The following is a 16,716-nucleotide window of genomic DNA, read 5'->3' as shown; positions in this document are numbered from 1 at the left end:
AATGTCAGTCGATTTGCTGCGTTTTATCATTTTTGCGGGCATTTTGCTCGCTCTACCATTGATCGCGCTGACTGTTCCGGCATTTCGGCCATATCTGCGCAAAAACCCTGTCATTACCTTTCTGCTGGGCATTTCGAGCGGCTTTCCGCTGACCTTGCTTGTCGCGACAATGACATTTTGGTTGGCAAAAGTTGGCATCGACACGGCAACTATCGGTTTTGCTGTAGCATTGGGCATTCCGTACACGCTTAAATTCCTCTGGGCCCCGTTGGTCGACAAGCTGCATCTGCCGTTTTTGACCAAATTATTCGGGCAACGCCGCAGTTGGTTGTTCTTCGTGCAGGCCTTACTTTTCGTGTCGATTTGGCAATTAGGTGCGAGCAATCCGCAGCCCGGTGACATGGGGCTATTTGCGGTTTGGGCATTGATCACCGCGTTCCTATCGGCAACGCAGGACATCGTTATTGACGCCTATCGTATAGAAATATTGGAAGAAGAAGAATTCGCGCACGGCACGGCAACAAACCAGTTTGGGTATCGTACGGGCAATTTGATTGCGGGTGCTGGAACCATCTATTTTGCTTCGCAAGAGGGCTTGGGGCTCGGATGGTCGACGGCCTATGGCCTGACCGCATTTTGCATCATTCCGGCTATCATTGGCGCCTTATGGGCCGGGCCGGGCAAGTTTGTGGATCGTTTCGCCCATGTGGAGGGTATGAAGCCGAAACAATGGCTGACAGAGGCGGTAATAAACCCGTTCCGTGAATTCTTAACGCGGCATGGGGCGTTCCTCATTCTTGGCTTTGTCCTTGTGTATAAGGTGGGCGATGCCATGGGGCAGGCGATGTTAAGCCCAATGATTGTCGATCTGGGCTTTTCCGATCTCGATTATATATCGGCCAATAAATTATGGGGCTTCGGCGCGTTGATTGTGGGGTCGGCCTTGGGCGCGCCGTTCATCTTGTGGCTGGGCATGGGCCGCGCTTTGCTGATTTCGGGCCTGCTGATGATGTTTTCCAACGTTATGTTCATGATCTTGGCGGCTACGGGCAATAGTTACTGGATGATGGTTGCGGCCATTTGCACGGAGAATTTAACGAGCGGTATAGGCCTCACCGTTTTCGCGACCTATTTGTCAGGTCTGTCGAGCATAGCCTACACCGCGACGCAATTTGCGTTGCTGTCGTCCTTTGCTGGCGTTGGCCGGACGTTTATGGCGGGACCAGCGGGCATTGTTGCAGAAAATGTAGGTTGGGTCGGCTTTTGGGGCTTTACCGTCGTCGCAGCAATTCCGGGCATGATCTTGCTTTGGGTGTTGTGGAGCAAAGGCTATGTCGTGCAAAGCATCCATCAGGTTGCGGCTGTCGATGAAAAGGCGTTGAAGGGTCCGGTCGGGCCGATACGTATCCTTGGCTTCTTACTGGTTGTCGCTGGCCTCATCGGGCTGCTTCTTTCGCAACCGTTAGAGTTCGCAAACGATGTCACATTGGCTTTTGCAGCATTGCTGGTGACAGGCGGGTTGCTCGCTTGGAAAGGGCAATCGAAGCGCCTGCCTCAGTCCGGCACCTGATCGTTCAGACGTAACACTTCACCTGCCAAATATAGCGATCCGCAGATGAGGACATTGGCTGGGGCTTGCGGGCCCGCCACACGCGTCAGCGCAGTCACAATGTCGCCTGCTGGCCGTGCATCAGCGATGTGCAGTTCGGAAAGCGCCAAGTCGCAAAGCGCAGTTGGCAGATGATGTTCATGGCCCGGAATTGGCACAGCGGTCAGCGTTGCAATCTTCGATGCAAATGGTGTCAAGAAACCAAGCGCGTCCTTATTCTTCAACATGCCGATGATGACATGCACGGGCCCGCCGTTTTTCAGTATCTTGGCAATTACGCCCCCTGCATCAGGGTTATGGCCGCCATCCAGCCAAATATAGGAACCATCGGGTAATAAGTCAGTCAGCGGCCCTGCCGCTAGTAATTGCATCCGTGCGGGCCAACGCGTCCACTCCATCGCAGCGGACAAGGCAGCTTCGGGCACAGAGATCGCCGATTGATGCCGCAACATTGCCACCGCCAAGGCCGCATTATCCGCCTGATGCGCGCCCGGCATGCGGGGCAGGGGCAGGTTCAGCTTTCCAGCGGCATCGCGGTAATGCAAGCGCCCGTCATATACAGCCGCATCCCAGTCTTCGCCGCGCGGATGTACTACCGCATTGTGCACGGACGCTTGTGCAGCAACTGTGCTTGCCATGGAGACGCTATATTTTTGCGTGACTAAAGGCGCGCCGGATTTGGCAATGCCCGCCTTTTCAAAGGCGATCCGGTCAAGCGGCGGCATTTCGGGCACGCCATCTTCCGCCGCCAACAAAAATGCCTCATGATCTAAACCCAGCGAAGCAATGCCGCACGCTACAGGCTTAGTCAGAACGTTGGTCGCGTCTAACCGACCGCCAAGGCCGACTTCGACAATGCACGCATCTGCCTTCGTCCGTGCAAAGGCGCAAAAGGCAACGGCTGTAGTCACTTCAAAAAAGCTCGCCTCCAACCCCTCTGCATGGTCGAGGACTTCGGACAGAAGTGCCGACAGAGTAATATCGTCAATCAGCCGCCCCGCGACTCGTATGCGCTCGTTAAAGCGTACCAAATGCGGACTGGAATAGACATGTGCCGTTAGCCCTGCCGCCTCAATGGCACCGCGCAGAAAGGCACAAGTTGAGCCTTTGCCATTGGTCCCAGAAACGTGGAAGACGGGTGGAAGATGATGATGCGGGTTACCCAGACGATCGAGCAAGGTTGCAATGCGTTCAAGGCCTAACACGTCCTTGCCGGGTGACAGCATAGTCAGCCGGTCAAGCTGCGCCTGAACAGCAGGGTCATTGGAGGTGGCGTGGTCGGGCATTCATCTTCCTTTGTCATTCCCGTATGCGCGGTAATGACAATATATGATTTCGCGATATTGGTTTATGCCGCCTTCTTCTCCGGTGCGAGATAGCCAATGAGCTGCGACAAAACACCACGCAGGTCATGGCGGTGGGTGACCATGTCGATCATGCCATGCTCCAGCAGATATTCGGCCCGCTGGAAACCTTCGGGGAGTTTTTCACGGATCGTCTGCTCAATCACGCGCTGTCCAGCAAAACCGATGAGCGCACCCGGTTCGGCAATTTGCACGTCTCCAAGCATGGCGTAAGATGCAGTGACACCACCCGTGGTTGGGTCCGTCAGCACAACGATATAGGGCAATCCTGCATCGTGCAGCATCTGTATCGCTACCGTCGAACGTGGCATCTGCATCAGGCTCAATATGCCCTCCTGCATGCGCGCTCCGCCTGCCGCAGTAAAAATGACATAAGGGCATTTCGCACGGATCGCGGCTTTAACCGCGTCGATGAACGCCTCACCCACCGCCATACCCATGGAACCACCCATGAAGGCGAAATCCTGCACGCTGACCACGACCATTTGGTCATTAATCTTGCCGCGCGCGGTTTTCATGGCGTCGGTCTCGCCCGTGGCTGCGCGCGCAGCCTTGATCCGGTCGACATATTTTTTGGTGTCTCTGAACTTCAACGGGTCTTCGCCCACGACCGGCGGTTTGAGAATCTCATAGCTTTCATTGTCGAATAAAGCGTCAAAGCGGGCAGAGGGGCCAATGCGGCCATGATGATCGCATTTGGGACAGACGGATTGATTTTCCTCAAACTCGCGCAGGAAAATCATTGCCTCGCATCCCTTGCACTTGTGCCATAGCGTTTCAGCAGTCTCGCGTTTGGCGATGAAGGGAATGGCGTTACGGACGCGGGTGACCCAATTCATGTTCAGACCTTTCTGGCGGCAACAATGGCTTGCTTTAAGGATGCGACATAATCGCGTACAGGACCAGCGGCGTTAGCGCCGTGCTGGGCAACTATTTCAACAATGGCTGAGCCAACGACAACACCATCGGCGACACGCGCGATATTGGCGGCTTGTTCTGGCGTACGCACACCAAAGCCCACAGCAATAGGCAGGTCGGTATGCGCCTTCAAGCGCGCGACAGCCTCATCAATGCTGGTTTGTGCGGCAACTTGTAGGCCGGTGATGCCCGCAACGCTGACATAATATAGGAAACCCGACGCGCCGTTGAGGACCGTGGGCAAGCGCGCGGCGTCGGTTGTTGGGGTTGCCAAGCGGATAAGATCAATACCAGCATTGCGCAACGCAGGGCCAAGCTCCGGGTCTTCTTCGGGCGGAATATCGACGCATATGACGCCGTCGACACCCGCTTTGTTGCATTCGGACGCAAACCAGTCACCACCACGGATCGTCATGGGGTTGGCATAGCCCATCAGGACCAAGGGCGTGTCGGGGTGGCGTTTGCGAAAGGTGGAGGCAAGGGCGAAGATATCCGCCGTCTTGGTCCCCGCGTTTAAGCTACGGATATTTGCCTCTTGAATGGCTGGGCCGTCGGCCATTGGGTCCGTGAACGGCATCCCGAGTTCGATTACATCCGCGCCGCCAGCAACGAGCGCGTCGAGATTGGCTGCGGTGTCGCCATCACCAGCGGTGATGAAGGCGACAAGCGCAGGGTGAGGTTTGGAAAAGGCGGCGGAGAGGCGGGTCATTCAAACAACTTCCCGTCATCCCGAACTTGTTTCGGGATAACAATCAACGGAATCGCGTTACCCTGAAACAAGTTCAGGATGACGAATGTTGGGGTTTTCATATAGTCGTCCCCAAAGCCTCAGCGACGGTGAAGATGTCCTTGTCACCGCGTCCACACAGGTTTGCCAATATGATCTGGTCACGGTCCATTTTCTTCGCTTCGCGCTCTACGGCGGCAATCGCGTGGGCAGGCTCAAGCGCAGGAATGATCCCTTCGGTGCGGCAGAGCAATTGGAATGCGGCCAGCGCCTCTGTGTCGGTTACGCTGTCGTACCGGACGCGGCCAATTTCCTTGAGCCAGCTATGCTCCGGGCCAATGCCTGGATAATCGAGGCCAGCTGAAATCGAATGCGCTTCGGCAATTTGGCCGTCATCGTCCTGCAGCAAATAGGTTTTGTTACCATGCAGCACGCCGGGGCGGCCGCCGGCAAGACTTGCAGCATGTTCGGCGTTAAGGCCATGACCCGCTGCTTCAATACCCAGCATCGCAACGTCTTTGTCATCCAAAAAGGGATGGAACAGGCCGATGGCGTTTGAACCACCGCCAATCGCCGCAACAAGCAAGTCGGGCAGTCGATTTATGCGCGACAGCATTTGTGCGCGCGCTTCTTTGCCGATAACGCTTTGGAAATCGCGGACCAATTCAGGATAAGGGTGTGGACCTGCAGCAGTCCCAATAATGTAGAAAGTGTCATGGACATTGGCGACCCAGTCGCGCAGTCCTTCGTTCATCGCATCCTTCAACGTGCCTGCACCGCTGGTGACGGGAATGACCTCCGCGCCCAGAAGGCGCATACGGAACACATTGGGCTGTTGCCGTTCAATGTCCTTAGCGCCCATATAGATGAAGCAGGGCAGGCCAAAACGTGCGCAGACGGTTGCCGTGGCAACGCCATGTTGGCCAGCACCGGTTTCCGCGATGATGCGTGTCTTGCCCATACGAATGGCGAGCAAAATTTGACCGATGCAATTGTTGATCTTGTGTGCGCCCGTGTGGTTCAATTCATCACGCTTGAACCAAATTTGCGCACCTTTGCCTGCTGGCGCGTTCTTTCGGACTTCTTCAGTCAGGCGCTCGGCATAATATAGCGGCGAAGGCCGGCCGACATAATGTTCCAGCAGATCATCAAACTGCGCGGCAAAGGCTGGATCCTGTTGCGCTGCGCGATATTCGCGTTCCAAATCAAGCACAAGCGGCATGAGCGTTTCGGCGACATAGCGTCCGCCAAACTGGCCAAAATGACCGCGTTCGTCGGGTTGGTTGCGAAAGGAGTTCGGGGTGCGTTCAGTGATTGTCATAGTCCCGCACCGCTTGGCAGAAGGCCGCAATCTTGTCCACATCCTTGATGCCCGGCGCCGATTCTACGCCCGACGATGTGTCGACCAACTGCGTGCGCGTCTGGGCCAAAGCCTCCTTCACATTGTCGGAGGTTAGTCCGCCTGCAAGGCCCCATGGAAGCTTGTGTTTATGCTCGGTCAGCAAAGACCAATCAAAACGCATGCCCGTGCCACCGGGCAAAGCCTGCGCGGGTGCGTCAAACAATATGAGATCGGCTGCATTGTCATATTCATCAGCAGTTTTGAGCGATGCAGCATCTCGAACGCCCAAGGCCTTCCAGATTTCGATGTCCACGGTGTTTTTAAGGGCATGGATCCATTGTGCACTCTCGGAACCATGAAATTGAACGATGTCGGGCTTGATCACTTCAATTGCTTTGGTTGTAAGGTCTAGCTCGGCATTCACCAGAAGAAGGACCACCTTTAGCGAGGCCGGCGCCCGCATCCGGAGGGAAGCAGCTTGTTCCAGTGCAACATGGCGCGGGCTTTTTTCGAAATGGACGAGGCCAATATGCGATGCACCCGCTTTGACGGCGGCATCAATGCTGGCTTCGGTACTCAGGCCGCAGATTTTTATCTGTGTGTTCATATCGGGCCTAATAGCCGTCCCTTGCGCTCCCGTCATGCCAAAACCAGTTTAGCATGATGGCGGATGCAGATGACTTAAAGCGTGCCCATAATGGCCCTTGCAGCATCGTCTGGGCTCTCTGCTTTCGTAATGGGTCTGCCAATGACCAAAATGCTCGCGCCATCGTCACGGGCATGTCTGGGCGTTACAGTGCGTTTCTGGTCTGCAGCGGTTCCACCAGCGGGGCGAAGGCCTGGGACGACAAAGAAACCATCCTTCCATGCCGTTTTCGCGGCCTTCACTTCATGCCCCGAACAGACAATGCCATCAAGACCAGCTTCCTGCGCGAGCGCGGCTAAACGGGCAACTTGAAGCTCTGGACTGTCGGGGACGCCAACACGGTTGAGATCATGATTGTCTAAGCTGGTAAGGACAGTGACCGCCACCACTTTGGTATGCAGGCCTGCAGCAGCTTTGGCATCCTCCATCATCGCGCGGCCACCCGCGGCGTGGATGGTCACAATAGCGGGTTCAAGCAAGTTGATTGCCTGCATTGCCTTGGCAACGGTATTGGGAATATCGTGTAATTTTAGGTCTAAAAAAATGGGTAGGCCCAATTTCTGCACCTCATGCACGCCATGATGCCCATTGGCGCAGAAAAATTCGAGACCGAGCTTTACCCCGCCAACTTGGCCCTTGATGCGGCGGGTCAGTTCCAGCGCGTCTTCCAGATAGGGCGTGTCAATGGCGACGAAGATCGGGTTGGTCATATGGAATCCACAGCAGTGTAAGCGGGGGGAGGCGTGGCAGGCGCCGGTAAAGCAGACGCACGCTGGTTACCCTCCAGCGTCAATATGCGGCGCTTCAAGCGCCATATTTGTGTCCGGTGCAAAAGGTATAAAGGCAGAAAACCAAGCAGGAATGCCACAATAACCAAAGCAGACAATTTGGTGTCCAAGCGAAGGCCACCCCAAAGGCTGACGGACACAGGGGCCCAGTTGTTAGTCGCGAACACAATCAAACCGATAATGATCGTGACCCAAATCAGCATTTTTAGAAATCGCATTGTGCGGCTTCTCCTTCTGATGCACATCTTATGGAAACTTTACCCTCTTGGGTAGGGGGTAGCGTCTTTTCCTCTCATGTGCTTCAAACAAGGAATGCGCGATTAACCAAATACGCGGTCAAAAATTGTATCGATGTGCTTGAAATGATAATCAAGATTGAACCGATCTTCGATTTCTGACGCTGTCATTTTTGCGGTTACCTCTGGGTCAACTTTAAGCAGTTCCATCAAGGACTCTGCTCCATCCGACTCCCAAACCTTCATCGCATTGCGCTGCACGATGCGGTAGCTGTCCTCACGGCTAATGCCGGCCTGCGTCAGTGCCAACAGCACGCGCTGCGAATGGACAAGCCCGCCCATACGGTCGAGATTCTTTTGCATCCGCTCTGGGTAGATCAGCAACTTGTCGACAACACCCGTCAGGCGGCCCAGCGCGAAATCGAGCGTAATGGTCGCATCGGGGCCGATATAACGTTCAACGCTCGAATGGCTGATGTCGCGTTCATGCCATAAAGCGACATTTTCGAGCGCGGGTGTGACATAGCCACGCACCATGCGGGCAAGGCCCGTCAGGTTTTCGGTCAACACCGGGTTGCGTTTGTGCGGCATTGCCGAGCTGCCCTTTTGACCTGGCGAGAAATATTCCTCCGCCTCTAGGACTTCTGTACGCTGTAAATGACGCACTTCTGTTGCCAGACGCTCAATTGAGGAGGCGATGACACCCAGAGTCGCAAAATACATGGCGTGACGGTCGCGCGGGATGACTTGGGTCGAGACTGGCTCAACTGCAAGACCAAGCTTCGCGGCAACATGCGCCTCAACTTCAGGATCGATATTTGCAAAGGTACCCACAGCGCCGGAAATCGCGCAGGTGGCGATTTCGGCACGGGCCGCAACCAGACGTTCGCGACCGCGGGCAAATTCGGCATAAGCTTGCGCCAGCTTCATACCAAATGTGACGGGCTCAGCATGGATGCCATGGCTGCGGCCAATGGTCGGCGTGAACTTATGCTCCATCGCGCGGGTTTTGATGGCGGCCAGTAGTGCATCCATATCCGCAAGCAACAAGTCAGTCGCTTGCGTCAATTGGACGGCTAGGCAGGTGTCGAGCACATCGGAGGACGTCATCCCCTGATGCATGAAGCGGGCTTCTTCGCCTACCTGTTCGGCAACCCATGTCAGGAAGGCGATAACGTCATGCTTTGTCACTGCTTCGATCGCGTCAATAGCTGCAACGTCGATAGCTGGATTTGTCTCCCACCATTTCCAAAGGGCTTGGGCGGCGGATGCGGGCACAACGCCGCGTTGGGCCAATGCGTCCGTGGCGTGCGCTTCAATTTCGAACCAAATGCGGAAACGGTTCTCCGGCTCCCAAATCTTGACCATGTCGGGGCGGGAATAACGTGGGATCATAAGAAACGCTTTCGGCTGATATCGGGAGTCGTGGTTCCGTTAGCAGGCGTAAGGTTTGGCGTCAAAACGCCTGACAAAAAAGAAGGGCGCGGGTTTTACGCCGCGCCCTGCTTATTCACTTTATGAAAGATTTAGAAATCGATCGACACACGACCGTAAACAAACCGTCCGCTGAAACCGAATGGCGATTGCGAGCTGTAAGGCAAGAACGCGTTGTTAAAGCCATAGTTCACGCCATTCACCGTACCAAAAGGCAGACGGTCTGGATATGTGTCGAGCAGGTTGTTTGCGCCAAAGGCGACTGATACTGACTCAACAGGTTTAAAACGGAACTCGAGATCTGTGACCCATTTTGGCGACAAGAAGATGTCGCCTGGAACAGTACCCGGCGCTTTTGTGATATCGCTTGTTGGGTTTGTTCCCGTCACAGTAGTGAAACCGCTCGGCAAGAACACTTCACCATAACGGTTGGTGCGCAGCGTCATACCGAAGTTGTCATAATCCCAATCCAGACCAACGTTCAACTTGTTCTTTGGTTGGCCGTCGGTGAGGCGATAGCTTTCCTGACGTGCGAAAAGGCGTTGTGCGGTGAAGCCAGAAAATACCCGGCGATCGGTGATTTTGGTATCATTCAAGTTATAGCCAACGCTCACCCGGAACTGGCCGAGACCGAATTCGGGTACGCGGTAGCTGGCGACGATATCAAGGCCGGTGGTCTTGGTATCGATACCATTGATGAAGAAACGTGCGGAACTGACGCCAGTGACGCCTGCTGAGGTCAGTAACGCTAGAACATCAGTACCCTGAAGGTTTTCCGTAAGCGTGATGCGGTCGTTAATCTGAATGTTATAGTAATCCGCCGTAATGCTCAGCCCGCTAATTGGTGTGAATGTAACACCCGCACCCAGATTGACCGATTTTTCAGGCTTAAGTGGCTGTGCACCCAAAGCGATAGCCACAGGCGATGAGACAGGGAATGTTCCAATTTCAATCAAAACGCCGCCTACATTGTTCGTTGATGTTGCGGCATAGGACTGCTGGGCAAGACTTGGGGCGCGGAATCCGGTTGAAACGGAACCACGCAAAGCAACGCCGTCGATTACTTCATAACGCGCGGCAGCTTTACCATTGATGGTGTCACCAAAATCACTAAAATGCTCGTAACGACCGGCCAATTGAAGTGTCAACTGGTCGGTGAGGTCCGCGTCCACTTCAGCGTAGCCAGCAAAGCTGTCACGTGAAACATCGGTTTCGTTGGCCGGACGGAAGCCTGGGAACACCTGTGCACCGCCAGCGGCATTGAATGGTGCTGCTGAAAACGGACCGTTGACGTAGCTCTGCAGTTCGCCAGCAACAATTTTGTAGTTTTCGTTCCGATATTCGCCACCAAAAGCGAAAGAAACGCTCTTGCCGATACCGATGTCCAAGTCGCGGCGCATATCGAGGTTAATCGAGGTCTGCCCCGAGCGCAGTCCGCCTGAATCAAAACGACGGGCACTTGCGATACCGCCAAGCGAGGTGTTGACGGTGTTCTCAATCGTATAATCCAAGCGGTTAGATCCGTAGACAGCCGAGAGGTCATAGTCCCATCCGCCAGTCGTGCCACGAAGGCCCGCCGCAGCAGAAATGTCGACGATCTTACTTGCAATCAACGGCAAGAAGCCGTCTGCATAGATAGGTACGAATGCCGTGGTCGATGCCGCAAAGTCGCGGTTACGCGCGTCGGCAGAGCGACGATAGAAACCGGCGCCATTACCGTCGCGTACGCCATAACTGCCGAAGGTATAAAATTCGGCCGTATCGGAGAATTCATAACCCGCGTTCACGAAGAAGTTCAGGTCTTTGGATACGCCATCACCATAACGATGGGCATAACGGTTGAATGTTGCCTCGCGTGGGTCGCCCGCAGCGAAATAGTTACGGCGGATATCCGGACCGGAACGGTTCGTGGGCGAGCGGTCCTTATATTCCGCTGTCAGGTTCACATATCCGCTTTGGCCCAATGGCAAGCCAAAGTTGGACGCAAAGGTATATGTGTCGCCATCCCGACGTTTACGATCTTCACCCGTGTAGGTTATGGCAGGATTATCACCGCCCGTAATGGCGTTGGTGGCTGGGTTGATTGTAAGATTAGTCGTCGTGAGCGCGACAGTGTCGACCTGGCCGACATCTTCCATTTTGGTGATATATTTGCCAAATGTCGCCTGCGCGCGGCCGCCCATGCCTTTTTTCAATTGGACGTTGATAACGCCCGCAATAGCATCAGAACCATATTGCGACGCAGCACCATCGCGCAGCACTTCAAGGCGTTCAATCGCCAATGGCGGAATGGTGTTGAGGTCGACTGCTGTTGACCCACGGCCCACAGAACCGTTCAAGTTGACGAGAGCCGATTGGTGACGGCGCTTGCCGTTAATCAGTACCAGAACCTGATCAGGTGCAAGACCGCGCAATGTTGCAGGACGCAGTGAGTCGGTTCCATCCGTCAGCGAAGGCTGTGGGAAGTTGAACGATGGCACAAGTTGGTTAAGCAATTTGTTGGTTTCGGTTTGGCCGCTGTTCAACAAGGCGTCAGCCGAAATAATATCAACAGGCACTGTGCTGTCGGCAACGGTTCGGTCAGTGCGGCGTGTGCCGGTGACGATAATGGCATCTAAACCAGTTGCTTCTTCGGCAGCAGCATCTTGTGGAGCGCTGTCTTGAGCAAAGGCAGGGTTTGCCGCGGCAACAAAAAGGGCAGTGGTCGAAACCGTCATTGCCAGTGCTGAAATGAGCTTATGCGTCTTCATTTAAAATCCCCATTCTACGCGTAAATAAGTTTTACAGTCATGAATCTTGCACTTTGACGCCTTAAGTTCCAGTAAAGTCGTAAAAATGAAATATTTTACTATGGATGTGTGGCTTTGTGGCAACGCACTTATAATTGTGGCAACGCACTTATAATCGAAAATTTGCATTTAGCTGTGGATTGCTGAAATCGTTGCTTTGCGAGGGCGGGTTGGACCGCTATCGGCTATTTCATGTCTGATATTGTTGATGCTCCAGCAGAAGATCCATTTGATGCGATAGTCGATGCGCCGTTTGATGCGGCTTTGTCGGAACGGTATCTGATCTACGCCATGTCGACGATCACGGCGCGTTCTTTGCCGGATTTGCGTGACGGGCTTAAGCCAGTGCATCGCCGTTTATTATGGGCGATGCGCCTGTTGAAGCTTGATCCGGCTAGCGGATATAAGAAATGTGCGCGCGTTGTCGGTGATGTAATCGGTAAATATCATCCGCATGGCGACCAGTCAGTGTATGACGCCATGGTCCGCCTCGCGCAGACGTTCTCACTGCGCTATCCGTTGGTCGATGGACAAGGGAATTTCGGCAATATCGACGGCGATAATGCTGCTGCTTACCGCTATACCGAAGCGCGGCTGACGCGCACAGCCATTGAGTTAATGAACGGGCTCGACGAAAACGCGACTGATTTTCGGCCAACCTATAATGGCGAGGATGAAGAGCCAGAGGTCATGCCTGGCCTGTTCCCGAATTTGCTCGCCAATGGAGCCAGCGGGATTGCCGTGGGCATGGCGACAAGCATACCATCGCATAATGCCGCCGAGATTATCGATGCGGCGATGCTGTTGATTGACAATCCGCAGACCAGCCATGACCAATTGATGGAAATCGTGCGTGGCCCCGATTTTGCAACAGGTGGTGTGTTAGTCGATAGCCCATCAGTGATCAGCGCGGCCTATGCCTCCGGTCGAGGCGCGATGCGCGTACGCGCACGTTTCTCAAACGGTTGGCAGGATGACAGCGCCTGGGAACCGACAGGCGTTGAAAAACTACCCGGTGGGACATGGCAGTTGGTCGTGTCTGAAATTCCCTATCAAGTGCAAAAGGGCAAGCTGATTGAACAAATCGCACAGCTTATTGCCGATAAGAAGTTGCCCATTCTCGATGACATTCGCGATGAAAGCGACGAGCATGTCCGCATTGTGCTTGTACCGAAAAGCCGCAATGTTGACCCCGAAGATCTGAAGAACGCCTTGTTCCGCCTTACCGATTTGGAAACGCGCTTCTCTTTGAATATGAACGTGTTGGATTCCGACCGCACGCCCAAGGTTATGGGCTTGGGCGAAGTCCTGCTGCATTGGTTGCGACACCAGATTGAAGTGCTCGTGCGTAAATCCCAGCATCGGCTTGAGAAGATCGACGCGCGGCTGGAGTTGCTTCAGGGCTATATCATTGCCTTCCTTAATCTTGACCGCATTATCGAGATTATCCGCACGGAGGACGAGCCCAAGCCCGTCATGATGGCGGAATTCGATTTGAATGACCGTCAGGCAGAGGCCATTTTGAACATGCGTTTGCGGTCGTTGCGCAGGCTTGAGGAAATGGAGCTGCGACGCGAGCTTGAGGCGTTAGAGGCTGAGCGGGAAGATCTTGTAAAGTTGATCGACAGTCCAGCGCTCCAAAAGAAGCGGTTGAAGAAAGACCTGTCGGCACTGCGTAAAAATTACGCCGAAGAAACGGCGCTTGGTCGCCGCCGGACAAGCTTGGAAGAAGCAGGGCAAGCGCGCGAGATTTCGCTTGAGGCGTTTGTGGAGCGCGAGCCCGTGACCGTCATCATGTCAAAGCGCGGCTGGATCAAGGCGATGAAGGGCCATGCCGATCTGTCTGCGCGCGCGGACTTCAAGTTCAAAGAAGGGGACGGCCCCGCTTTCGCCTTCCATGCCCAAACGACAGACAAGATCCTTATCGCTACAGCGAATGGCCGTTTTTACACCTTGGGTGCGGATAAACTTCCCGGTGCGCGCGGGTTCGGTGAACCTGTGAGTACGATGATCGACATTGAAGCGGGTAACGATATTGTGGCCGTTTTCCCAGCGGTTGCCGATGGCCGGATGTTGCTGGCTGCCACTACTGGAAAAGGTTTCATTGCGCGCATTAGTGAGGTTATCGCCGAGACACGCAAAGGACGCGGCGTTGTTACATTGAAGCCTGGCACGCGCTTAAAGGTCGTCCGCCTAGCGCCGCCGGAAACTTCGGATGAAGCGGTATTGCGCGATCAATATGTTGCCGTAGTGGGCGATAACCGAAAATTAGTCGTTTTCCCGATGACCGAGATCCCCGAAATGTCCAAAGGGCAGGGCGTAACTTTGCAACGTTATAAGGACGGTGGGCTTGCAGATGCGGTGTGTTTCCGCATGAGCGAGGGGCTGAGTTGGACCATGGGCGGCGACAGCGGACGGATGCGGACGGAGAATGACATGTCATTATGGCGTGTCGCGCGGGGCGCCGCTGGCCGATTACCGCCGCAGGGTTTTCCGCGTAACAATCAATTTGATTGATTATCCACGGCTAAAGCCGCGTTGACCATTTGCACTGCTATCTCGCGCTGGCGTGCGGTATCTGGGAAGTCCTGTTCTATCCACGCCGCGTCGATGGCTTGCAGCGTTTTTGCCACGAGCGGACCGGGCGGTAAACCCATGCTGATCAATTCGCCGCCCTTGATCGAAAGCGTAGGAATGTCCCATTGCTCCAGCTGCGCGAGACATTCCGGCACATCCTCATCGACAGCATATAGCATCGCGGCATCGCGCGCAGTGTCGATATCGGCCCCATAAGCGATGGCTCGAACATTAAAAGGGGTTGGGACGCCTGCGCGCAACCTATGGCCAAAGCCCTCGCGCATTTTGTTGGACAGTTTCAACCGCGCCGCAACCTTATCAGTGGCAACAATGTCACGGGTTAATAGCGCCAGAAAGCGCGCCGGCAGTGAAACGGGCTGCTTAAATTGTGCTTCGCGCTGCACGAGTTGTTTCAAATGATCAGCCGCGCTTTTGGACAGTTCAGGCAAAAAGGGCGTAAAGATGCCGTTTTGGATCATGAGGTCAACCGACGCGACCGGATTTTTCAATCCTAATATGCGAGACAGCTCCTGCGCTATGCGTTCGCGCGACAAGGCTGTCAGCCCATGCGCGCCATTTGCGCATGCTTCAATGGCGCCTGCATCAATCTGTCCGCCGCCATATCGGGCAAGGAAGCGGAAATAGCGCAATATGCGCAAGAAATCCTCAGCGATCCGTTGGTTGGCATCGCCAATGAACCGCAGTCTGCGCGCTTCGAGATCGCTCAGTCCATCAAAATAGTCGAAGACTTCCCCGCTTTGGGGATCGACATATAAAGCGTTGATTGTGAAGTCGCGGCGCGCTGCGTCTTCCTGCCAATCGGTGGAAAAGGCCACCGTGGCGCGCCGACCATCGGTTGCAACATCGCGCCGCAATGTTGTGATTTCGTAATTTTTGCCTGCTAAGGCCGCCGTAACCGTGCCATGTTCAACGCCTGTGGGTATGGCCTTGATACCAGCTGCTTCCAAACGGTTGATCACGTCATCTGGTAATAAGGCCGTTGCGATATCAATGTCAGATACCGGCAAACCCAGCAGCGTGTCGCGCACCGCGCCACCGACATAACGTGGGCCGCCATAAACATCGTCGAGCGCAGCCAAGACGCTTTTTAGGCCATGATTATGCTGCCATTCGGCGTCGGGCAATTGCACCGGCATCACGCCATCCGCCGCACGAGATTGGCGATGATCCCCGCCGTTACGCCCCATATTCGTCGTTCGCCCCATTGCATGTCATAATAATTGCGTTGCTGCCCATTCCAAGCCGCCTCTTTTCGCACCGAATTGGCAGGGTCAAGCAAGAAGGCAAGCGGCACTTCGAAAAAAGCATCGACTTCTTCGGGATTGGGCTGAAGCGCAAGGTCCGGTGGGATAATGCCAACAACGGGCGCGATGCTGTAGCCACTGCCCGAAAAATAGGTATCCGCTACACCGATGACTTCAACTGTCGCGGGCGGAATGTTCAATTCTTCATGCGCCTCCCTTAGGGCCGCCGCGATTGCATTTTCGTCGCTGTCATCGACCTTGCCTCCAGGAAAGGCTACTTGGCCCGCATGGCTTCGCAGCCATGTGGGGCGCTGGGTCAAGATGACGCCAGGTTCTGCCCGATTGGTTATGGGGATGAGCACGGCGGCCGCGCGGTGGGTACCAACGGCAAAGTGCCGTTCGTCCTCAATTTCTATACTTAGCGCAGGATCAAGCGCCGTTTGCAGCCGTTGCCGCCAGTTCATGCAGATGAATCCAGCTTGAATTGCGCGCCTCTGCTCCAGATGCTGGGGCTATCGGGATTTTCCGAAAGCGCCAAATCTGCGAGTTCGTAATAAACGGGGCGTGCAAGTTTTGCGTACATACCGCCGCGCACATGCACATATAACATACCGCCGCGCATTTCGATGGCGTGATTGGCATCAGCGAAAATCAGGTCGTCGCTGTTCAGCCGGAATGCCAAGCTGCGTTCTGCTCCTTCGCCCTCACTTTGCAATTCTACCGCGATAAATGGAACGTCGTCGACGATGATTGACAGCTTTTGTTGCGGCGTCACTAACCAATATTGGCCGTTGGCGTCGCGGCGCAAGAGACTGGAAAAGGCGCGGATCATGGCGGGGCGCGTAATTTCTCCACCCTGATGAAACCATGTACCGTCCGACGCGATCCGCATTTCGCTATCGCCCGTATTTGCGGGTTCCCAGCTTTCCACTGGTGGCAATTTTCGCGCCGCAACAAGGTCCGCAATATCGGATAGCGTCAGCTTTGCTAGATCGGGTGCTTCATAAGGCATAGAAACGCG

14 protein-coding genes are annotated in these 16,716 nt (G+C 54.7%); 2 read left to right on the top strand and 12 right to left on the bottom strand.

Going from position 1 to position 16,716, the window contains the following annotated elements:
* The first annotated feature begins 1 nt into the window (after position 1).
* Positions 2–1,570 carry an AmpG family muropeptide MFS transporter gene (locus tag D7D48_RS05635; RefSeq protein WP_125230356.1) on the top strand — a complete coding sequence of 523 codons (1,569 nt, stop codon included), beginning with the start codon at positions 2–4 and terminating at the stop codon, positions 1,568–1,570.
* On the opposite strand, the gene D7D48_RS05630 is transcribed toward D7D48_RS05635, so the two are convergent.
* The 9 genes from D7D48_RS05630 to D7D48_RS05590 all read right to left on the bottom strand — a co-directional run bounded on the left by D7D48_RS05630 (position 1,555) and on the right by D7D48_RS05590 (position 11,814).
* On the bottom strand, positions 1,555–2,895 hold the full coding sequence (locus tag D7D48_RS05630; protein ID WP_125230355.1) for a bifunctional folylpolyglutamate synthase/dihydrofolate synthase: 1,341 nt from the start codon (positions 2,893–2,895) through the stop codon (positions 1,555–1,557). The two genes, D7D48_RS05635 and D7D48_RS05630, sit on opposite strands and share 16 nt — an antisense overlap.
* A 62-nt stretch (positions 2,896–2,957) precedes the next feature.
* Positions 2,958–3,812: an acetyl-CoA carboxylase, carboxyltransferase subunit beta gene (accD, locus tag D7D48_RS05625; RefSeq protein WP_125230354.1), complete on the bottom strand. Its 855-nt coding sequence runs from the start codon at positions 3,810–3,812 to the stop codon at positions 2,958–2,960.
* Between the two features lie 2 nt (positions 3,813–3,814).
* Positions 3,815–4,600 (bottom strand): tryptophan synthase subunit alpha, encoded by a 786-nt coding sequence (trpA, locus tag D7D48_RS05620; protein WP_125230353.1) that lies wholly within the window; start codon positions 4,598–4,600, stop codon positions 3,815–3,817.
* A 97-nt stretch (positions 4,601–4,697) separates the two neighbouring features.
* Complete coding sequence (trpB, locus tag D7D48_RS05615) at positions 4,698–5,939, bottom strand: tryptophan synthase subunit beta (RefSeq protein WP_125230352.1); 1,242 nt, start codon at positions 5,937–5,939, stop codon at positions 4,698–4,700.
* The gene (locus D7D48_RS05610; protein ID WP_125230351.1) at positions 5,926–6,567 is read right to left on the bottom strand and encodes a phosphoribosylanthranilate isomerase; all 642 of its coding nucleotides are present in this window, start codon (positions 6,565–6,567) and stop codon (positions 5,926–5,928) included. The genes trpB and D7D48_RS05610 overlap by 14 nt, the downstream gene beginning before the upstream one ends.
* Before the next feature lie 74 nt (positions 6,568–6,641).
* Positions 6,642–7,316 carry an orotidine-5'-phosphate decarboxylase gene (gene pyrF, locus D7D48_RS05605; protein ID WP_125230350.1) on the bottom strand — a complete coding sequence of 225 codons (675 nt, stop codon included), beginning with the start codon at positions 7,314–7,316 and terminating at the stop codon, positions 6,642–6,644.
* Entirely contained in the window at positions 7,313–7,612 is a 300-nt protein-coding gene (locus D7D48_RS05600) for a hypothetical protein (protein ID WP_125230349.1), read from the bottom strand. The genes pyrF and D7D48_RS05600 overlap by 4 nt, the downstream gene beginning before the upstream one ends.
* A gap of 102 nt (positions 7,613–7,714) precedes the next feature.
* Positions 7,715–9,025, bottom strand: a complete 1,311-nt coding sequence (purB, locus tag D7D48_RS05595; RefSeq protein WP_125230348.1) for an adenylosuccinate lyase — start codon at positions 9,023–9,025, stop codon at positions 7,715–7,717.
* Positions 9,026–9,156: 131 nt separating this feature from the next.
* Entirely contained in the window at positions 9,157–11,814 is a 2,658-nt protein-coding gene (locus D7D48_RS05590) for a TonB-dependent receptor plug domain-containing protein (protein ID WP_125230347.1), read from the bottom strand.
* Between the two features lie 231 nt (positions 11,815–12,045).
* On the opposite strand from D7D48_RS05590, the gene parC reads away from it, so the two are divergent.
* Positions 12,046–14,370 carry a DNA topoisomerase IV subunit A gene (parC, locus tag D7D48_RS05585; RefSeq protein ID WP_125230346.1) on the top strand — a complete coding sequence of 775 codons (2,325 nt, stop codon included), beginning with the start codon at positions 12,046–12,048 and terminating at the stop codon, positions 14,368–14,370.
* Here parC and D7D48_RS05580 read toward each other — a convergent pair.
* From D7D48_RS05580 to D7D48_RS05570, 3 genes are read right to left on the bottom strand one after another with little or no spacing between them, the layout of a single operon-like run.
* A complete protein-coding gene (locus D7D48_RS05580; protein WP_342769816.1) occupies positions 14,358–15,656 on the bottom strand; it encodes a CCA tRNA nucleotidyltransferase in 1,299 nt (432 codons plus the stop codon). The genes parC and D7D48_RS05580 overlap by 13 nt on opposite strands.
* A complete protein-coding gene (locus D7D48_RS05575) occupies positions 15,587–16,159 on the bottom strand; it encodes a CoA pyrophosphatase (RefSeq protein ID WP_125230345.1) in 573 nt (190 codons plus the stop codon). The genes D7D48_RS05580 and D7D48_RS05575 overlap by 70 nt, the downstream gene beginning before the upstream one ends.
* Positions 16,156–16,707, bottom strand: coding sequence for a DUF1285 domain-containing protein (locus tag D7D48_RS05570; protein WP_125230344.1), 552 nt, complete (start codon positions 16,705–16,707; stop codon positions 16,156–16,158). The genes D7D48_RS05575 and D7D48_RS05570 overlap by 4 nt, the downstream gene beginning before the upstream one ends.
* Between the last annotated feature and the right edge of the window lie 9 nt (positions 16,708–16,716).

Source organism: Sphingorhabdus wooponensis (assembly GCF_003933235.1).
Lineage (GTDB): Bacteria > Pseudomonadota > Alphaproteobacteria > Sphingomonadales > Sphingomonadaceae > Sphingorhabdus_B > Sphingorhabdus_B wooponensis.
This window is presented reverse-complemented; position numbering and strand designations above follow the sequence as displayed.